General features: G+C 62.0%; 18 protein-coding genes. 7 read left to right on the top strand and 11 right to left on the bottom strand.

Going from position 1 to position 18390, the window contains the following annotated elements; translation table 11 throughout:
- Window positions 1–48: 48 nt before the first annotated feature.
- The 4 genes from JFV30_RS29050 to glyQ all read right to left on the bottom strand — a co-directional run bounded on the left by JFV30_RS29050 (window position 49) and on the right by glyQ (window position 4447).
- Window positions 49–819 carry a lysophospholipid acyltransferase family protein gene (locus JFV30_RS29050; protein WP_003213596.1) on the bottom strand — a complete coding sequence of 257 codons (771 nt, stop codon included), beginning with the start codon at window positions 817–819 and terminating at the stop codon, window positions 49–51.
- An 84-nt stretch (window positions 820–903) separates the two neighbouring features.
- Complete coding sequence (gmhB, locus tag JFV30_RS29055) at window positions 904–1443, bottom strand: D-glycero-beta-D-manno-heptose 1,7-bisphosphate 7-phosphatase (protein WP_177043878.1); 540 nt, start codon at window positions 1441–1443, stop codon at window positions 904–906.
- Window positions 1443–3497 carry a glycine--tRNA ligase subunit beta gene (gene glyS, locus JFV30_RS29060; RefSeq protein ID WP_201125778.1) on the bottom strand — a complete coding sequence of 685 codons (2055 nt, stop codon included), beginning with the start codon at window positions 3495–3497 and terminating at the stop codon, window positions 1443–1445. The genes gmhB and glyS overlap by 1 nt, the downstream gene beginning before the upstream one ends.
- Window positions 3494–4447, bottom strand: a complete 954-nt coding sequence (glyQ, locus tag JFV30_RS29065; RefSeq protein ID WP_003213601.1) for a glycine--tRNA ligase subunit alpha — start codon at window positions 4445–4447, stop codon at window positions 3494–3496. Before glyQ ends, glyS begins: the two co-directional genes overlap by 4 nt.
- Before the next feature lie 81 nt (window positions 4448–4528).
- Here glyQ and JFV30_RS29070 point away from each other — a divergent pair, with 81 nt between their 5' ends.
- Both JFV30_RS29070 and JFV30_RS29075 read left to right on the top strand, forming a co-directional pair.
- The gene (locus tag JFV30_RS29070) at window positions 4529–5086 is read left to right on the top strand and encodes a DNA-3-methyladenine glycosylase I (RefSeq protein WP_101265050.1); all 558 of its coding nucleotides are present in this window, start codon (window positions 4529–4531) and stop codon (window positions 5084–5086) included.
- 40 nt (window positions 5087–5126) lie between these two features.
- Entirely contained in the window at window positions 5127–6014 is an 888-nt protein-coding gene (locus JFV30_RS29075) for a lysophospholipid acyltransferase (protein ID WP_201125779.1), read from the top strand.
- An 80-nt stretch (window positions 6015–6094) separates the two neighbouring features.
- Here the strand turns inward: JFV30_RS29075 and JFV30_RS29080 are convergent, their stop codons facing one another.
- From JFV30_RS29080 to def, 5 genes are read right to left on the bottom strand one after another with little or no spacing between them, the layout of a single operon-like run.
- Window positions 6095–6403, bottom strand: a complete 309-nt coding sequence (locus tag JFV30_RS29080) for a tetratricopeptide repeat protein (protein WP_201125780.1) — start codon at window positions 6401–6403, stop codon at window positions 6095–6097.
- An 18-nt stretch (window positions 6404–6421) separates the two neighbouring features.
- Window positions 6422–7795 (bottom strand): Trk system potassium transporter TrkA, encoded by a 1374-nt coding sequence (trkA, locus tag JFV30_RS29085; protein WP_003213611.1) that lies wholly within the window; start codon window positions 7793–7795, stop codon window positions 6422–6424.
- A gap of 22 nt (window positions 7796–7817) precedes the next feature.
- Window positions 7818–9128, bottom strand: coding sequence for a 16S rRNA (cytosine(967)-C(5))-methyltransferase RsmB (rsmB, locus tag JFV30_RS29090; protein ID WP_201125781.1), 1311 nt, complete (start codon window positions 9126–9128; stop codon window positions 7818–7820).
- Complete coding sequence (gene fmt, locus JFV30_RS29095; RefSeq protein WP_169386743.1) at window positions 9125–10084, bottom strand: methionyl-tRNA formyltransferase; 960 nt, start codon at window positions 10082–10084, stop codon at window positions 9125–9127. The genes rsmB and fmt overlap by 4 nt, the downstream gene beginning before the upstream one ends.
- Window positions 10085–10141: 57 nt before the next feature.
- A complete protein-coding gene (gene def / locus JFV30_RS29100) occupies window positions 10142–10648 on the bottom strand; it encodes a peptide deformylase (protein ID WP_010168531.1) in 507 nt (168 codons plus the stop codon).
- Window positions 10649–10798: 150 nt separating this feature from the next.
- Between def and JFV30_RS29105 the strand changes: the two genes are divergently transcribed.
- From JFV30_RS29105 to JFV30_RS29115, 3 genes are all read left to right on the top strand, one after another.
- Window positions 10799–11587: a peptidoglycan-binding protein gene (locus JFV30_RS29105; RefSeq protein WP_201125782.1), complete on the top strand. Its 789-nt coding sequence runs from the start codon at window positions 10799–10801 to the stop codon at window positions 11585–11587.
- A 63-nt stretch (window positions 11588–11650) separates the two neighbouring features.
- The gene (gene dprA / locus JFV30_RS29110; protein ID WP_201125783.1) at window positions 11651–12745 is read left to right on the top strand and encodes a DNA-processing protein DprA; all 1095 of its coding nucleotides are present in this window, start codon (window positions 11651–11653) and stop codon (window positions 12743–12745) included.
- Between the two features lie 54 nt (window positions 12746–12799).
- Complete coding sequence (locus tag JFV30_RS29115; protein WP_003213622.1) at window positions 12800–13357, top strand: L-threonylcarbamoyladenylate synthase; 558 nt, start codon at window positions 12800–12802, stop codon at window positions 13355–13357.
- Window positions 13358–13497: 140 nt separating this feature from the next.
- On the opposite strand, the gene JFV30_RS29120 is transcribed toward JFV30_RS29115, so the two are convergent.
- Complete coding sequence (locus JFV30_RS29120) at window positions 13498–14475, bottom strand: NADPH:quinone reductase (protein WP_201125784.1); 978 nt, start codon at window positions 14473–14475, stop codon at window positions 13498–13500.
- Window positions 14476–14791: 316 nt separating this feature from the next.
- Here JFV30_RS29120 and hemF point away from each other — a divergent pair, with 316 nt between their 5' ends.
- Window positions 14792–15721 (top strand): oxygen-dependent coproporphyrinogen oxidase, encoded by a 930-nt coding sequence (gene hemF / locus JFV30_RS29125; protein ID WP_010168540.1) that lies wholly within the window; start codon window positions 14792–14794, stop codon window positions 15719–15721.
- Window positions 15721–16539 (top strand): shikimate dehydrogenase, encoded by an 819-nt coding sequence (aroE, locus tag JFV30_RS29130; RefSeq protein WP_010168542.1) that lies wholly within the window; start codon window positions 15721–15723, stop codon window positions 16537–16539. The genes hemF and aroE overlap by 1 nt, the downstream gene beginning before the upstream one ends.
- A 113-nt stretch (window positions 16540–16652) precedes the next feature.
- Here the strand turns inward: aroE and JFV30_RS29135 are convergent, their stop codons facing one another.
- The gene (locus JFV30_RS29135; RefSeq protein WP_201125785.1) at window positions 16653–18221 is read right to left on the bottom strand and encodes a SulP family inorganic anion transporter; all 1569 of its coding nucleotides are present in this window, start codon (window positions 18219–18221) and stop codon (window positions 16653–16655) included.
- Window positions 18222–18390: the final 169 nt, after the last annotated feature.

Genomic DNA, 18390 nt, shown 5'->3' on the forward strand with positions numbered 1-18390 from the left:
AAAAAGCGTAATTCGCCAACAAACCGTACACAGGTTATCCACAGAAACTCAAATCACCGGCGTGTCGACCACAACCGGCTCTGGCGGCAGTGAACCCATGGCCCGTTGTTGCGCTTCATTCCATGCCTGGGCACGGTCGTTCAGCGCTGCAATGGCGCGTGGGCCTTCGCCTTCGGCATACATCGGTTCGCCAATGATCACGGTGATGGTGCCTTCCCGCTTGGCCCAGCCCGTCTTTGGCCAAAACTTGCCGGCGTTGTGGGCAATCGGCAGCACCGGCAATCCGGCGTTCACCGCCAAGGCCGTACCGCCGCGTGAGAACTTGCCCACAGTGCCGTAGGGCACCCGCGTACCTTCCGGGAAGATCAGCACCCAGACGCCATCCTTGAGCAGTTCGTCGCCTTTCTTCGCCACATGCTTGAGCGCAGCCTTGGGGTTGTCGCGGTCGATGGCGATCGGTCGCAGCATGGCCATGGCCCAGCCAAAGAACGGCACGTACAGCAGCTCACGCTTGAGCACCTGGCTCAGGGGCGAGAAGTACGCAGACAGGAAGAAGGTCTCCCAGGTGCTCTGGTGGTTCGACAGAATCACGCAAGGCTGGTCCGGGACGTTTTCGGCGCCCTTAATCTCGAAGCGAATGTTCAGGAACACCTTGGTCAACCACAACGCGCAGTTACACCAAAAGACGTTGATGAAACGATAGCGCGCCTTGAACGGCAGAAAAGGCGCGATAAAAAAGCTCAGGGTGCACCAGAGAAAAGAACTGGTGCCCAGCAGCAGGTAAAAGAAGAAGGTTCTGATGGCCTGCAAAATCGACATGGCGGCATTTACCGTTGCGGGACAACGCCCGCCTGTTAAAAGCGCGCTCCCGAACAGTCCTTGGTCAGGAAGTCAGAAGGGCTGCTAGTTGTTGATAAGTTCTGCGGCAACCGCCGCCAGATCGTCAAAAATCAAGGTGCCTACCGGCAGGGTTTTAGCCTGGGTCTTTTCGCCTTTCCCGGTTTTTACCAAAACTGGCTGAGAGTCGACGGCTTTGGCGGCCTCCAGGTCACCGAGGCTGTCCCCGACAAACCATAGCCCAGCCAATGGCACGTTGTAATGTTCAGCAATAGTTTTAAGCATACCCGGTTTGGGCTTGCGGCAATCGCAGCCTTCATCCGGGCCGTGGGGGCAATACACCACCAGCCCTACTTCACCGCCCTGCTCGGCCACCAGCGTGCGCAGGCGCGCGTGCATGGCGTCGAGGGTGGCGATGTCGTAGTAGCCGCGGGCGATGCCGGACTGGTTGGTGGCGATGGCCACCGTCCAGCCCGCTTTGCTCAACTGCGCGATGGCCTCGATCGAGCCGGGCAGTGGAATCCATTCCGCCACCGATTTGATGTAAGCGTCGGAGTCGTAATTGATCACTCCGTCCCGATCGAGAATCAGCAGTTTCAACATGATCAGCCCAGTACGGAAATGTCAGCGATATTGATGAACAGGCCACGCAGACGCGCCAGCATGGCGTAGCGGTTTTTCCGCACGCCCGCGTCTTCGGCATTGATCATCACCGCTTCGAAGAACCCATCCACCGGCTCACGCAAGGTGGCCAGGCGCGCCAGTGCTTCGGCGTAGTTGCGTTCGGCGATCAGCGGCTTCACTGCGTTTTCTGCCTTGGCGATGGCCGAGTTCAGCGAGAACTCCTTGGCATCGGCGAACAGGCCCGGGTCGACTTCGGCATTGCCGAGGTTGTCGGCCTTGCTCAGCAGGTTCGACACACGCTTGTTCACGGCGGCCAGTGCATCGGCTTCCGGCAGCTTGCGGAAGGCTTGAACGGCCTGTACGCGTTGGTCGAAGTCCAGCGCCGAACCCGGTTGCAGGGCACGCACCGACAGGTACACCGACACGTCCACGCCTTCGTCTTCGTAACGCGCACGCAGGCGATCGAACACGAACTCCAGTACCTGCTCGGCCAGGCCCGCTTGCTTGACCTTGGCACCGAACTGGCCGACAGCAAACACCACGGCCTGGGTCAGGTCGAGGTCGAGCTTCTTGTCGATCAGGATGCGCAGCACGCCCAGGGCCGCACGGCGCAGGGCATACGGGTCTTTGCTGCCGGTAGGCAACATGCCGATACCGAAGATACCGACGAGGGTATCCAGCTTGTCCGCGATGGCCACGGCCGCACCGGTGAGGGTGGTCGGCAACTCGGCGCCAGCACCGCGCGGCATGTACTGCTCGTTCAGCGCCAGGGCAACGTCTTGCGGCTCGCCATCATTGAGGGCGTAGTAGTAACCGGCAACGCCTTGCATTTCCGGGAACTCGCCGACCATCTCGGTGGCCAGGTCGCACTTGGACAGCAGACCGGCACGCGCAGCCCAGGCAGCGTCGCCACCAATGCGTGGCGCGATGTAGGCCGCCAGCTTGGAAACCCGCACAGCCTTGTCGTAGACGCTGCCGAGTTTTTCCTGGAACACCACGTTTTGCAGGCGCAGGTTGAAGTCTTCGAGCTTCTGCTTCTTGTCTTGCTTGAAGAAGAACTCGGCGTCAGTCAGGCGCGGGCGAACGACTTTCTCGTTACCGGCGATGATCTGCTGCGGGTCCTTGCTTTCGATGTTGGCCACGGTGATGAAGCGCGGCAGCAACTTGCCGTCCACGTCCAGCAGGCAGAAATACTTCTGGTTGTCCTGCATGGTGGTAATCAGCGCTTCTTGCGGCACGTCGAGGAAACGCTCTTCGAACGAGCACACCAGCGGCACTGGCCACTCAACCAAGGCAGTCACTTCGTCCAGCAGGCTTGGCGGCACGATGGCGGTGCCTTCCTGCAGGCGGGCCAGCTCTTCGGTGCGCTTGCTGATCAGCTCGCGACGCTCATTGGCATCTGCCAGCACGTAGGCTGCGCGCAGGTCATTGAGGTAGTTGGCGGGCGAGGTGATGCGCACGGCTTCAGGATGGTGGAAGCGGTGGCCACGGGAATCACGGCCGGCCTTCTGGGCGAGGATGGTGCAGTCGATGACCTGGTCACCGAGCAGCATCACCAGCCATTGGGTCGGACGCACGAACTCTTCCTTGCGCGCACCCCAGCGCATGCGCTTGGGAATAGGCAGGTCGTTCAGGGAATCTTCGACGATGGTCGGCAACAGGCTGGCAGTCGGTTTGCCGGTGATCACCTGGCTGAAACGCAGTTTCGGGCCGCTCTGGTCGATCTCGCTCAGCTCGACGCCACACTTCTTGGCGAAACCAAGGGCCGCTTGAGTCGGGTTGCCTTCAGCGTCGAAGGCGGCCTGGCGTGGCGGGCCGTCGAGGTTGATGCTGCGGTCCGGCTGCTGGGTTTCCAGCGCGGTGAGCAACACCGCCAGGCGACGCGGCGCGGCGTAGACCTTCTTTGCGGCGAACTTCAGGCCAGCGGTTTGCAGGCCTTTTTCGATACCGGCCAGGAATGCGTCGGCCAGGGTGTTGAGTGCCTTGGGTGGCAGCTCTTCGGTGCCCAGTTCAACCAGGAAATCTTGAGCACTCATTGTGCAGCCTCCAGCTTAGCCAACACTTCATCACGCAGGTCCGGGGTTGCCATCGGGAAGCCCAGCTTGGCGCGCGCCAGCAGATAGGCTTGGGCGACGGAACGCGCCAGGGTGCGTACACGCAGGATGTATTGCTGGCGCGCGGTCACCGAAATGGCACGGCGGGCGTCCAGCAGGTTGAAGGTGTGGGATGCCTTCAACACCATTTCATAGCTCGGCAACGGCAGCGGCTGATCCAGTTCGATCAGGCGCTTGGCTTCGCTTTCATAGAAGTCGAACAGTTCGAACAGCTTCTCGACGTTGGCGTGTTCGAAGTTGTAGGTGGACTGCTCCACTTCGTTCTGGTGGAACACGTCGCCATAGGTGACCTTGCCGAACGGGCCGTCAGCCCACACCAGGTCGTAGACCGAATCCACGCCTTGCAGGTACATGGCCAGGCGCTCGAGACCGTAGGTGATCTCGCCGGTTACCGGGTAGCACTCGATGCCGCCGGCTTGCTGGAAGTAAGTGAACTGCGTCACTTCCATGCCGTTGAGCCAGACTTCCCAGCCCAGGCCCCAGGCGCCGAGGGTTGGCGATTCCCAGTTGTCTTCGACGAAACGGATGTCGTGGACCAGCGGGTCCAGGCCGACGTGTTTCAGCGAGCCGAGGTACAGCTCCTGGAAGTTGTCCGGGTTCGGCTTCAACACCACCTGGAACTGGTAGTAGTGCTGCAGGCGGTTCGGGTTTTCGCCGTAGCGGCCGTCAGTCGGGCGACGACTGGGCTGCACATAAGCGGCGTTCCAGGTTTCCGGGCCGATGGCCCGCAGGAAGGTAGCGGTGTGGAAAGTGCCGGCGCCTACTTCCATATCGTAGGGCTGAAGTACCACACAACCTTGCTCGGCCCAGTATTGCTGGAGGGCGAGGATCAAGTCTTGGAAGGTACGCACGGCTGGCGTAGGCTGGCTCACGAAATTCACCTGTTACTTGGGCTGCGATTTAAAGAGCGGGAGTATACCCGATTCGGCCGCGCCACCATCCCCTGGAGCCTTATGCCACGCTGCTTTTGGTGTTCTGAAGATCCGCTGTACATGGCTTATCACGATCAGGAGTGGGGAACGCCGCTGCGCGATGCGCAGGGACTGTTCGAGTTGCTTTTGCTCGAAGGGTTCCAGGCGGGCCTGTCCTGGATCACCGTTTTACGCAAACGCGAGCATTATCGAAAGGTCTTGTTCGGTTTTGATGCGCAGCGTCTGGCCCGACTGAGCGACGCCGAGATCGAAGCGCTGATGCTCGATCCAGGCATCGTGCGTAACCGCCTGAAACTCAATGCCACCCGGCGTAATGCGGCTGCCTGGCTGGCGCTGGAGGATCCGGTAGGGTTGCTCTGGTCGTTTGTCGGCGGTGTGCCCAAGGTCAATCATTTCAAGGATCGCAGCCAGGTCCCGGCGATTACACCGGAGGCTGAGGCCATGAGCAAAGCCTTGAAAAAAGCCGGCTTCACGTTCGTCGGGCCGACCATCTGTTACGCGTTCATGCAGGCCTCGGGGATGGTCATGGACCACACCCAGGATTGCGACCGTTACGCGGACCTCGCCAACGCCGGTTAGAATGGCGGCTTTGCGCACCACACACGATCAGGAGTGACCTGTGGAAAAGTTTAAAGGCGCCTTGCTGGTAGGCGCTCTTCGGTTGTTTGCCCTGCTGCCTTGGCGCGCGGTGCAAGCGGTCGGTTCGGCAATTGGCTGGATCATGTGGAAAACCCCTAACCGCTCCCGCGAGACGGTGCGGATCAACCTGTCCAAATGCTTCCCGGACATGGACCCGGTCGAGCGCGAGCGCCTGGTGGGGCGAAGCCTGATGGACATCGGCAAGTCCCTGACCGAAAGCGCCTGCGCCTGGATCTGGCCGGCCCAGCGCTCCATTGACCTGGTACGCGAAGTCGAAGGCCTGGAAGTGCTGCACGAAGCCCTGGCCTCGGGCAAAGGCGTAGTGGGCATCACCAGCCACCTGGGCAACTGGGAAGTGTTGAACCACTTCTATTGCAGCCAGTGCAAACCGATCATTTTCTACCGCCCGCCCAAGCTCAAGGCGGTGGATGACTTGCTGCGCAAGCAACGGGTGCAACTGGGCAACCGCGTGGCGGCGTCCACCAAGGAAGGCATCCTCAGTGTGATCAAGGAAGTGCGCAAAGGCGGCCAGGTGGGCATTCCTGCCGATCCGGAGCCTGCGGAATCGGCCGGGATATTCGTGCCGTTCTTTGCTACCCAGGCGCTGACCAGCAAGTTCGTGCCGAACATGTTGGCGGGGCACAAGGCGGTCGGGGTGTTCCTGCATGCTTTGCGGCTGCCGGATGGCTCGGGCTACAAAGTGATTCTGGAAGCGGCGCCGGAAGACATGTACAGCACGGATACCGCGACGTCATGCGCGGCGATGAGCAAGGTGGTGGAGCGGTATGTGGGCGCTTACCCGAGCCAGTACATGTGGAGCATGAAGCGCTTCAAGAAACGCCCGCCGGGTGAGGCGCGGTGGTACTGATGTTGAAGCTGTTCTGATGTTTTTGTGGTGAGCGGGCTTGCCCCGCGCGAGGCAAGCTCGCTCACTACAAAAGCCAGTGCCTATACGCGATCGAGTTTCTTCAAGAACACCGTCATTTCTTTTTCGGCCTGTTTGTCGCCATGCGCCTGGGCCGCTTCTATGCCCTTCTCCCATGCCAGCCGTGCGGCGGCGTTTTCACCCTGCCCCAACTGCGCTTTACCCAACAGCTTCCACGCCGCCGAATACTTCGGATCGAACTCGACACATTTCTGCAAATGCTCCGCCGCCTTGGCGTTGTCCTTCAGGTCGAGGTAACCCTTGCCCAAGCCAAACCGCAGCAGTGAGTTATCCACACCCTTGGCGAGCATTTTTTCCAGGGATTCGAGCATGTCGGTCACTCCGTCTGATCAGAAAAAGCTCAGGCCCACGTGGAACAGCTTCTCCACATCGCGGATATGTTTTTTATCCACAAGGAACAAAATCACGTGGTCGCCGGTGGCGATCACCGTGTCGTCGTGGGCGATGATCACTTCTTCATCGCGAATGATTGCACCAATGGTGGTGCCCGGCGGCAGGCCGATATCGCGGATCGCCTTGCCGATCACCTTGCTCGACTTCGAGTCACCGTGGGCGATCGCCTCGATGGCTTCCGCCGCGCCCCGGCGTAACGAGTGCACGCTGACGATATCGCCGCGCCGCACGTGGGCCAGCAAGGTGCCGATGGTCGCCAGTTGCGGGCTGATGGCGATGTCGATGTCGCCGCCCTGGATCAGGTCGACATAGGCCGGGTTATTGATGATGGTCATCACCTTCTTCGCCCCCAGCCGCTTGGCCAGCAACGACGACATGATGTTGGCTTCGTCATCGTTGGTCAGGGCCAGGAAAATGTCGGCGTCGGCGATGTTTTCTTCCAGCAGCAGGTCACGGTCCGAGGCGCTGCCTTGCAGGACCACGGTGCTGTCGAGGGTGTCGGACAAATACCGGCAGCGTGCCGGATTCATCTCGATGATCTTCACCTGATAGCGGCTTTCGATGGCCTCGGCCAAGCGCTCACCGATCTGCCCGCCGCCGGCGATGACGATGCGTTTGTAGGTCTCGTCGAGCCGGCGCATTTCGCTCATCACCGCGCGAATATTCGCTTTGGCGGCGATGAAAAACACCTCATCGTCAGCCTCGATCACCGTATCGCCCTGGGGCAAAATCGGCCGGTCGCGACGGAAGATCGCCGCCACCCGCGTCTCGACGTTGGGCATGTGCTCGCGCAACTGGCGCAGTTGCTGGCCCACCAACGGCCCGCCGTAGTAGGCCTTGACCGCCACCAGTTGCGCCTTGCCTTCGGCGAAGTCGATCACCTGCAAGGCGCCCGGGTGTTCGATCAGTCGCTTGATGTAGTGGGTGACCACTTGTTCCGGGCTGATCAGCACGTCGACCGGGATCGCGTCGTTGTCGAACAGTCCGGCGCGGGTCAGGTAAGCCGCCTCACGCACCCGGGCGATTTTGGTCGGGGTGTGGAACAGGGTATGGGCGACCTGACAGGCGACCATGTTGGTCTCGTCACTGTTGGTGACTGCCACCAGCATGTCGGCATCGTCGGCGCCGGCCTGGCGCAGCACCGTAGGAAACGAGGCGCGGCCTTGTACGGTACGGATGTCCAGGCGGTCGCCCAAATCCCGCAGACGCTCGGCGTCGGTGTCGACCACGGTGATGTCGTTGGCTTCGCTGGCCAAATGCTCGGCCAGCGTACCGCCAACCTGCCCTGCGCCGAGGATGATGATTTTCATCCGGTCACTCCCTTAAAACCATTCAGCCGCGAGCGGCGGCAATCTTGATCAGCTTGGCGTAATAGAACCCGTCGTGGCCGCCTTCCTGGGCCAGCAACTGGCGGCCATGAGGCTGCTTGATCCCGGCCTGGATGTCGAGGTCCAGTTCCCGTGCGCCGCTGGTGCGGGCGAGGAAAGCTTCGATGACCTCGGTGTTTTCGGTCGGCAGTGTCGAGCAGGTGGCGTACAGCAGGATGCCGCCGACTTCCAGGGTTGGCCACAGCGCGTCCAGCAACTCACCTTGCAGCACGGCAAGCGCTGCGATGTCGTCAGGTTGGCGGGTCAGCTTGATGTCCGGGTGGCGGCGGATCACGCCGGTGGCGGAACACGGCGCGTCCAGCAGGATGCGCTGGAACGGCTTGCCGTCCCACCAGGTGGCGGTGTCGCGGCCATCGGCGGCGATCAGCTCGGCGCTCAGGCCCAGGCGGGCGAGGTTTTCCCGCACACGCACCAGGCGCTTGGCTTCCAGGTCCACGGCGACGACGCCGGCCAGGTCCGCCTGCACTTCCATGATGTGGCAGGTCTTGCCGCCGGGGGCGCAGCAGGCGTCCAGCACCCGTTGGCCCGGGGCCAGGTCCAGCAGGTCAGCGGCGAGTTGTGCCGCTTCGTCCTGCACGCTGATCCAGCCTTCGGCGAAGCCTGGCAGGTTACGCACATCGCCTGGCTCTGTAAGAACGATACCGTCCTGGCTGTAGACACAGGCCGTGGCCGCTACACCGGCTTCGCTCAGCAAAGAGAGATAAGCGTCGCGGGTGTGATGCCGGCGATTGACCCGCAAAATCATTGGCGGGTGGGCGTTGTTGGCGGCGCAGATGGCTTCCCATTGCTCGGGCCAGAACGCTTTCAGGGATTTTTGCAGCCAGCGCGGGTGGGCGGTGCGCACCACCGGGTCATGTTCCAGCTCGGCCAGCAGCGCTTCGCTTTCGCGCTGGGCACGGCGCAGCACGGCGTTAAGTAGGGCCTTGGCCCAGGGCTTTTTCAGCTTGTCGGCGCAACCGACGGTTTCGCCGATGGCGGCGTGGGCTGGCACGCGGGTGTAGAGCAGTTGGTACAGGCCCACCAGCAGCAACGCTTCCACATCGGCGTCCGCTGCCTTGAATGGTTTCTGCAGCAGCTTGGCCGCCAGCGCCGACAATCGTGGCTGCCACCGGGCGGTGCCGAAGGCCAGGTCCTGGGTAAAGCCGCGGTCACGGTCCTCGACTTTATCCAGTTGGGTCGGCAACGAACTGTTGAGGGAAGCCTTGCCGTTGAGTACGGCGGCCAGGGCCTTGGCGGCGGCCAGACGTGGGTTCATTGAGCGTCCACCGCTTGGCCGAGGACGATACCCACGGCAAATTTCTCACGGCGGCTGTTGAACAAATCGCTGAAGTTCAGCGCCTTGCCGCCGGGCAATTGCAGACGGGTCAGGCACAGCGCCTGTTCACCGCAGGCCACCAGCAGACCGTCCTTGCTGGCGCCGATGATTTCGCCGGGGGCGCCCTTGCCGTCGGCCAGGGTAGCGGCCAGGACTTTCAAGGCTTCGCCATTGAGGGTGCTGTGGCAGATCGGCCACGGGTTGAAGGCACGCACCAGGCGCTCCAGCTCCACGGCCGGGCGGCTCCAGTCGATGCGGGCTTCATCCTTGTTCAATTTGTGGGCGTAGGTGGCGAGGCTGTCGTCCTGCACTTCGCCTTCCAGGGTGCCGGCGGCCAGGCCGGCGATGGCCTGGACTACAGCTGGTGGGCCCATTTCGGCGAGGCGATCGTGCAGGCTGCCGCCGGTGTCTTCACCCGTGATCGGGGTGGTGACTTTCAACAGCATCGGGCCGGTGTCCAGGCCGGCCTCCATGCGCATCACGGTCACGCCGCTTTCGGCGTCACCGGCTTCGACCGCGCGTTGGATCGGCGCCGCACCGCGCCAGCGCGGCAGCAATGAGGCATGGCTGTTGATGCAGCCCAGACGCGGGATATCCAGCACGGCCTGGGGCAGGATCAAGCCGTAGGCCACCACCACCAGCAGGTCCGGTTTCAGCGCCGCCAGTTCAGCCTGTGCATCGGCATTGCGCAGCGTCGGCGGCTGCAACACCGCAATGTTGTTCTCAAGTGCAAGCTGCTTGACCGGGCTGGGCATCAGTTTTTGCCCACGACCGGCCGGGCGATCGGGCTGGGTGTAGACCGCCACGATTTCATAAGGGCTGGCGAGCAGGGCCTTGAGGTGTTCGGCGGCGAATTCGGGGGTGCCGGCAAAAACGATGCGCAGTGGCTCGGTCATGGGAAACGTCTCACAAAAGAAAAAGGCTTGCCGGAGCAAGCCTTTGAAAGAAGGGAATCAAGCTTGCTGGCGATGCTTCTTTTCCAGTTTCTTCTTGATCCGGTCGCGTTTAAGCGTGGACAGGTAATCGACAAACAGCTTGCCGTTGAGGTGGTCGCATTCGTGTTGGATGCACACCGCCAGCAGGCCTTCGGCAATCATTTCGAACGGCTTGCCGTCACGGTCCAGGGCCTTGATCTTGACGCGCTGGGGACGGTCGACGTTCTCGTAGAAGTCCGGCACCGACAGGCAGCCTTCCTGGTACTGGCCCATCTCGTCGGTCAGGGTTTCGAACTCAGGGTTGATAAACACCAGGGGCTCGCTGCGGTCTTCGGACAGGTCCATGACCACGACGCGCTGATGCACGTTGACCTGGGTCGCGGCGAGGCCGATACCCGGGGCTTCATACATTGTTTCAAACATGTCATCGACCAACTGACGAACCTTGGCGTCCACTACGGCCACTGGCTTGGCGATGGTGCGCAGGCGTGAGTCCGGAAATTCGAGGATGTTCAAAATAGCCATAAGCGTAATTGCTGCACATGTGAGGTAAAGGCAAGTCGGCGCCGGGGATGGACCCCTGCTGTACCGGTGTAAGTGCCGTGGGAAAACGTCCGAGAGCCGCGAAGGCCAAGGCGTTTCACGCGAATGCACATAATAAAGGAGATTCACCCCATGAGGAAATCGCTACTCGTCTTGCTGCTGTGGGCCCAGGCCGTTGTTGCCCAGGTTCCTGCGAGCTTTCCACAGGCCGGTCAGCCGCTGGCGCTTCATACGCAGCAAGCCATCCAGCGCTTTTTACTGCACAACCACGTGCTCGATTCGCCCCAGGAACTGGACCACGCACCCTATATTGTTGCAGCAGATGCCGGCCGGGTACTGGGCGCCAATGGCGAGCGTGTTTATGCGCGGGGCACACTGGACCCTGCCGTCCAAAGCTACGGGATCTTTCGCCGGGGCAAGGTCTACACCGACCCGCAAAGCCAGGAATTGCTGGGCATCAACGCTGACGACATCGGCACTGCACGCTTTGTGACCGCAGGCGATGTCAGCACGCTGGGTGTGCAGCGGGTCACCCAGGAGGTGCGCCCCGGCGACCGATTACTTCGCCCGCCAACGCCGACGGACCTGGCGAGCCTGGTGATGCAGTGGCCTGCCCGCGCCATCGCCGGACGCATCATCGACGTGCCCCGGGGCGTGACGCAGATCGGCGTACTGGACGCGGTCACGTTGAACAAAGGCCGGCGTGACGGCCTGATGGAAGGTCATTTGCTGGCCGTGGTGAAAGCCGGAGAAACCGTTCGGGACAGGGTAACCGGCGCTCCGGTGAAGATTCCCGATGAGCCTGCCGGGACGCTGTTGGTGTTTCGCACTTACGAAAAGCTCAGTTATGCCTTGGTCCTCGACGCGTCGCGGTCCCTGGCCGTAATGGACCGTTTCGAGGTGCCTGAACGAAGGCAATAATTAGGTTGCTAAATAAGTTACCAACAGAGTTATCCACAGCTTGTTCCGATCAAGGACGATCAAATGTTACCGACGAATAACCGTGAAATTTCCCCGGCAGAACTGGAAGCTCGACTACGCTTGCACAGGCTGCCGGAACTGGGTCCCAAGGGCTTTCAAAAACTCATCGAGGCGTTTGGTTCTGCGTCAAAAGCCATCAGTGCACCGGCCAGTGCCTGGCGCTCCCTGGGCCTCAAGATGATCAGCGCCGATGCCCGTCGCAGCGAAGAAGTACGCGATGGCGCCAGCGCGGCACTGGCCTGGTTGGAGCGTCCGGCCCAGCATTTGCTGATGTGGGACCAACCCGACTACCCCGCGTTGCTCGCCGAACTGGATGACGCGCCCCCGCTGTTATTCGTCGCCGGCACCCCGGCGATTCTGGAAAAGCCGCAGCTGGCGATGGTCGGCAGCCGCCGTGCCTCCCGGCCAGGAATGGACACCGCCGCCGCGTTTTCCCGCAGCCTGGCGAGTGCCGGTTTTGTCATCACCAGTGGTCTTGCCCTGGGTATCGACGGCGCGGCTCATCAGGCGGCTTTGGATGTTGGTGGACATACAATCGGCGTGTTGGGCACCGGGCTCGAAAACTTTTATCCACAGCGCCACCGTCGCCTGGCCGAGGCGATGATTGCCCAAGGCAGCGCCGTGGTTTCCGAGTTTCCGTTGGACGCCCCGCCCCAGGCCGGCAATTTTCCACGGCGCAACCGCATTATCAGTGGCCTTTCCCTGGGCGTGCTGGTGGTGGAGGCCAGCATGGCCAGCGGTTCGCTGATCACTGCGCGGTTGGCGGCGGAGCAAGGGCGCGAGGTATACGCCATCCCGGGCTCCATCCATCACCCTGGCGCCAAAGGTTGCCATCAGCTGATTCGCGATGGCGCCGTGCTGGTGGAAACCATCGAACACATTCTCGAGAACCTGCGCGGCTGGCAGGCGTTATCCCGCCCGGCGCCGATCGCGGTCACTCACCCGCTGGTGGCGCTGTTGCACGCCGCGCCCCACACCAGTGAAGCCTTGGCGATTGCCAGCGGACGGGCCTTGTCCGAGGTGCTGGCCAGCCTCACGGAGCTGGAACTGGAGGGCCGGGTGATCTGCGAAAGCGGACGCTGGCTTGCGCGCGGCTAGGTTTTGTAACGAAGATCGGTAAACTGCGCAGAGCTTTAGTCCGGAGAGTGAGCAATGGTCAACAGGTGGCGTGTGCGAGAAGCCGCACGAGAAATTCGCGCAGGCGCAGTGATTGCCTATCCAACCGAGGCGGTCTGGGGCCTGGGCTGTGACCCTTGGAACGAGGAAGCGGTGGATCGGTTGCTGGCGATCAAAGGCCGGTCTGTGGATAAGGGGCTGATCCTGATTGCCGACAATATCCGTCAGTTCGATTTTCTCTTCGAAGACTTTCCCGATGAGTGGATGGACCGCATGGCCAGTACCTGGCCTGGCCCGAATACGTGGCTGGTGCCCCATCAGGACTTGTTGCCCGAGTGGATCACCGGGGTGCATGACACGGTGGCGTTGCGGGTGACCGATCATCCGCAAGTGCGGGATCTGTGCTCGCTGGTCGGGCCATTGATTTCCACCTCGGCCAACCCACAGGGCCGCCCGGCGGCGCGCACGCGGATTCGTGTGGAGCAGTATTTCCGTGGGCAAGTGGATCTGGTGTTGGGCGGGAATCTTGGGGGGCGCAAGAACCCGAGTCTGATTCGGGATCTGGCGACGGGTGAGGTTGTGCGGCCGTCTTAAGGCCGAGTCGCGGCCATCGCGGGCAAGCCCGGCTCCCACAGGGTTCTGCAGCGAACACAAAATTTATGTTCACCGCAGACTCCAGTGGGAGCCGGGCTTGCCCGCGATGAGGCCCTTACAGGCCCCAGAGACCTAAAGCCCTAAGGCAACAGAATGGTCGATCCAGTCGTGCGCCGCGCCGACAACTCTTCCTGCGCCTTCGCCGCATCCCCCAGCGAAAACCGCTGATTGATATCAATCTGCAGCTTTCCACTGATGATCATCGAAAACAGATCATCTGCCATCGCCTGCAGGTTTTCCGGGTTGTTGGCATAGGTCGCCAAAGTCGGCCGGGTGACATACAGCGAGCCCTTGGCCGCCAGAATCCCCAGGTTGACCCCATCCACAGCACCCGAAGCATTCCCAAAACTCACCACCAGCCCGCGTGGCGCCACGCTGTCCAGCGAGGTGAGCCAGGTGTCCTTGCCTACGCCGTCGTACACCACGGGGCATTTCTTGCCGTCAGTCAGTTCCAATACGCGTTGTGCGACGTTTTCCTTGCTGTAGTCGATGGTTTCCCAGGCGCCGAGGGATTTGGCCAACGCGGCCTTTTCCGGCGAGCTGACGGTACCGATCAACTTCACGCCCAACGCCTTGGCCCATTGGCAAGCCAGCGAACCCACGCCACCTGCGGCGGCGTGGAACAGAATGGTTTCGCCGCCCTTCAGCTCATAGGTCTGGCGCAGCAGGTACTGCACGGTCAGGCCCTTGAGCATGGCGCCGGCGGCTTGTTCGAAGCTGATGTCGGCGGGAAGGTGCACCAGGTTGGCGGCCGGCAGCACATGCAATTCGCTGTAGGCACCCAATGGGCCGCTGCCGTAGGCCACGCGATCGCCCACCTTGAATTGGGTGACTTCACTGCCTACCGCGTCCACCACACCCGCGCCTTCGGCGCCCAGGCCCGACGGCAACGCCGGTGGCGCATACAGGCCGCTGCGGAAATACGTGTCGATGAAGTTCAGGCCGATGGCCTTGTTCTGCACGCGAACCTGCTGCGGGCCGGGCTCTGCCGGGGTGTAGTCCACATACTCAAGTACTTCGGGGCCGCCATGGGCACTGAACTGGATACGTTTGGCCATCTGCACTCTCCTCAAGTCAATTTCGCGATAGTGCCCTGTCTCGCCAATGCGTTCCTTTTGGGCGAGTGGCTGTTGTCGTCAGACAAGGCGCCGCGACGACTCATAGCGTGCTATGGGGAGGAGCGGCAACGCAGTATGACGGCAACAGACGCCGCCCAAAAGGAACAGCATTGGTGGGACAGGGCACTTTTCTATCGGACTCCTAAGCTTGATCTTCGTCAACTGCGGCAGCAGGGGGTGCAGTGGTATCCTGTGCGCCCATTTGCCGCCGACGCCCAATGGCCTCGCGTAGCTTTGCCCGATTCAAGGTGATGTCATGACTACCCGCACCGAGGCTGTCAAAGCCTACCTGCTTGACCTGCAAGACCGCATTTGCAGCGCCCTGGAAACCTTCGAGACGGACACTCGCTTTATCGAAGACGCCTGGACCCGGCCTGCCGGCGGCGGCGGTCGCACCCGTGTGATCGAAAACGGCTCGGTGATCGAGAAAGGCGGCGTTAACTTTTCCCACGTGTTTGGCAGCGGCCTCCCACCGTCCGCCAGTGCGCATCGCCCGGAATTGGCCGGTCGCGGTTTTGAAGCCCTCGGCGTGTCGCTGGTGATTCACCCGCACAACCCGCATGTGCCGACTTCCCACGCCAACGTGCGGTTTTTCATCGCCGAAAAAGACGGCGAAGAGCCGGTGTGGTGGTTCGGTGGCGGCTTCGACCTGACGCCCTACTACGGCAACGAAGAAGACTGCATCCACTGGCACCGCGTGGCCGAACAGGCCTGTGCGCCGTTTGGCCCCGACGTGTATTCGCGCTACAAGGCCTGGTGCGACACCTACTTCCACATCAAGCACCGCAACGAACCGCGCGGCATCGGCGGTTTGTTCTTCGATGACTTGAACGAGTGGGACTTCGACACCAGCTTCGCCTTCATGCGTGCCATCGGCGATGCCTACATCGACGCCTACCTGCCGATCGTCCAGCGCCGCAAAGCCATGGCCTATACCGAGCAGCAGCGCGAATTCCAGGAATTCCGCCGTGGCCGCTACGTCGAGTTCAACCTGGTCTACGACCGTGGCACGCTGTTCGGCCTGCAATCGGGCGGGCGCACCGAGTCGATCCTGATGTCGTTGCCACCGCAAGTGCGCTGGAGCTATGACTGGAAAGCCGCACCCGACAGCGAAGAAGCGCGCCTCACCGACTACTTCCTGCAAGACCGCGACTGGCTGGGCGTGCTGCCCAAGGCGGCAGTCTGATGGATCGTTATGTCGTCTTCGGCAACCCCATTGGCCACAGCAAGTCACCGCTGATTCATCGCCTGTTCGCCGAACAGACCGGTGAGCAACTGGACTACAGCACCTTGCTCGCGCCGCTGGAGGATTTCACCGGCTGCGCCCGTGAGTTTTTCCAGCAAGGCCGTGGCGCCAACGTCACCGTGCCGTTCAAGGAAGAGGCTTATCGCCTGGCCAACACCCTGACCGAACGCGCCCAGCGCGCCGGCGCGGTGAATACCTTGAGCAAGCTCGCCGATGGCAGCCTGTTGGGAGACAACACCGACGGCGCCGGCCTGGTGCGGGATTTGACGGTGAATGCCGGGTTCAGCCTGCAAGGTAAACGCATCCTGCTGCTAGGGGCCGGTGGCGCCGTGCGCGGAGCCCTGGAGCCGTTGCTGGCCGAGCAACCGGCGTCGCTGATCATCGCCAACCGCACCGTGGAAAAGGCCGAATTGCTCGCCGAGCTGTTCGACGACCTCGGCCCGGTGTCTGCGAGCGGTTTCGACTGGCTGCGTGAGCCGGTGGACCTGATCATCAACGCCACGTCCGCCAGCCTGTCAGGCGATGTACCGCCGATTGCAGGCAGCCTGATCGAACCCGGAAAGACTTTTTGCTACGACATGATGTACGGCAAAGAGCCTACGGCGTTCTGCCGCTGGGCCAGTGAGCAGGGCGCAGCGGTGGCGATGGATGGGCTGGGGATGCTGGTGGAACAGGCGGCGGAAGCGTTCTTCCTGTGGCGCGGTGTGCGCCCGGATTCGGCGCCGGTTTTAGCTGAGCTGCGCAGGCAACTGGCCTGACGCAAATCCAAATGTGGGAGCTGGCTTGCCTGCGATAGCGGTGGGTCAGCTACACACTTGGCACTGATACACCGCTATCGCAGGCAAGCCAGCTCCTACAGTTTTAACCGTGCTCAGTCTTCGAAATGGATGGGGCATTGGTCGGCCCCTTCCAGTTTCTTCAACTCATCCACCACCTGTGGCCGGGCCTTGCGCAATGCCAGGCTGCGCCCCAATCCGTTCAATCGGCGCGCCTCCTGGTGCAGCATCTCCACCCCGGAATAGTCGATAAAGTTGATCTGCTGCGCCTCGATCACCACGCGCTGGCCGTGGAGGCTTTGCAGCCGCACTTGCAGGTAATGGCTTGCGCCGAAAAAGATCGACCCGCCGACTCGCAGCACATCGTCCTCACCGTCCCGCCATTGCTGGACCCGCGGCTGCGAGGTGCGCTTGAGGTAGAAAAACAACGACGCCAGCACCCCGGCGTAAATCGCCGTTTGCAGCTCCAGCAACAGCGTGGCGATGCAGGTCAGGCTCATCACCACGAACTCCGCACGGCTGACCCGGAACAACGCCCGAATACCACGATGGTCCACCAACCCCCAGCAAATCAGCAGGATGCTCGCGGCCATGCTCGGGATCGGAATATGCGCGATCAATGCTGCGCCGAACAGCGCAAACAGCGCCACCCACAGCGCGGAGAACACCCCGGCCAGTGGCGAACAGGCGCCCGCCTCGTAACTCAGGCCCGACCGTGTGAAGGAACCCGCCGACAAGTACCCGGAGAAAAATCCGCCAACGATGTTGGATAAACCCTGGGCGCGCACTTCCTGATTCGCATCGAGCAATTGCTGGGAGCGAGCCGACAACGAGCGCGCAATCGACAGGCTGGTCACCAGCCCCAGCATGCCCACGGCCACTGCGCTTGGCAGCAGTCGCAGGACCATGTCCAGGTCCATCGGCAGCGGGCTGAACGGCGGCAGCTTGCCAACAAATGAACTGACCAGCGCCACCTGCCCGAACATCGCCGGCCACAGCCACGGCACGAGGCTGCCCAGGGCTAATGCGATCAATAGCGTGGGCCAGCGCGGTACCCAGAGCTTGAGCAGTATTCCTGCCAGCAAGGTTCCGAGCCCGAGCGCCAGGGAAGGATGATTCCACTCCCCTGCATGGTTGATCAGCGCCAGCAGGCTGTTGATCGCCGTGGCCTGGCTCGGAAGGTCCAGCCCCAGCAAGTTGGGCAGTTGGCCCAGGGCGATCACTACTGCGGCGCCAAGGGTGAAGCCGAGCACAACCGAATGCGAGACGAAATTCACCAGGGCGCCGAAGCGCAGCATGCCCAGTAGCCATTGGAAGACGCCGGCCAGGAAGGTCAGCAACAGGATCAGCGTGATGTAGTCCTGGGAGCCGGGCACGGCCAGCGGGCTGACGCTGGCGTAGAGCACGATGGAAATCGCCGCCGTGGGGCCGCAGATCAGGTGCCAGGAGGAGCCCCACAAGCAGGCGATCAGTACGGGGATGATTGCAGCGTACAGGCCGTATTCCGGTGGGAGCCCGGCGATCAGCGCGTAGGCAATGGATTGCGGTAACGCCAGGACTGCACCGCTCAGGCCGACGATCGCGTCTCGCCCGACGCTGGCGCGGGTTTGGCGCGGGAGCCAGTTGAGGAAGGGGAAGAGTGTATGGCGGTTGGGCCAGGGCATTTGGGGCTCGGATTGATAGGTTTGAATCAGGGTATCAGGACAAACGCCGGACTGTGGGAGTCCGCTGACTGTGGGAGCCGGGCTTGCCCGCGATGCAGGCGCCTCGGTCCTACAGGGACACCGCGGTGATGCTATCGCGGGCAAGCCCAGCTCCCACAGGGTGCGGCGT

Origin of the sequence: Pseudomonas sp. TH32 (assembly GCF_016650855.1) — a bacterium.
Taxonomy (GTDB): domain Bacteria; phylum Pseudomonadota; class Gammaproteobacteria; order Pseudomonadales; family Pseudomonadaceae; genus Aquipseudomonas.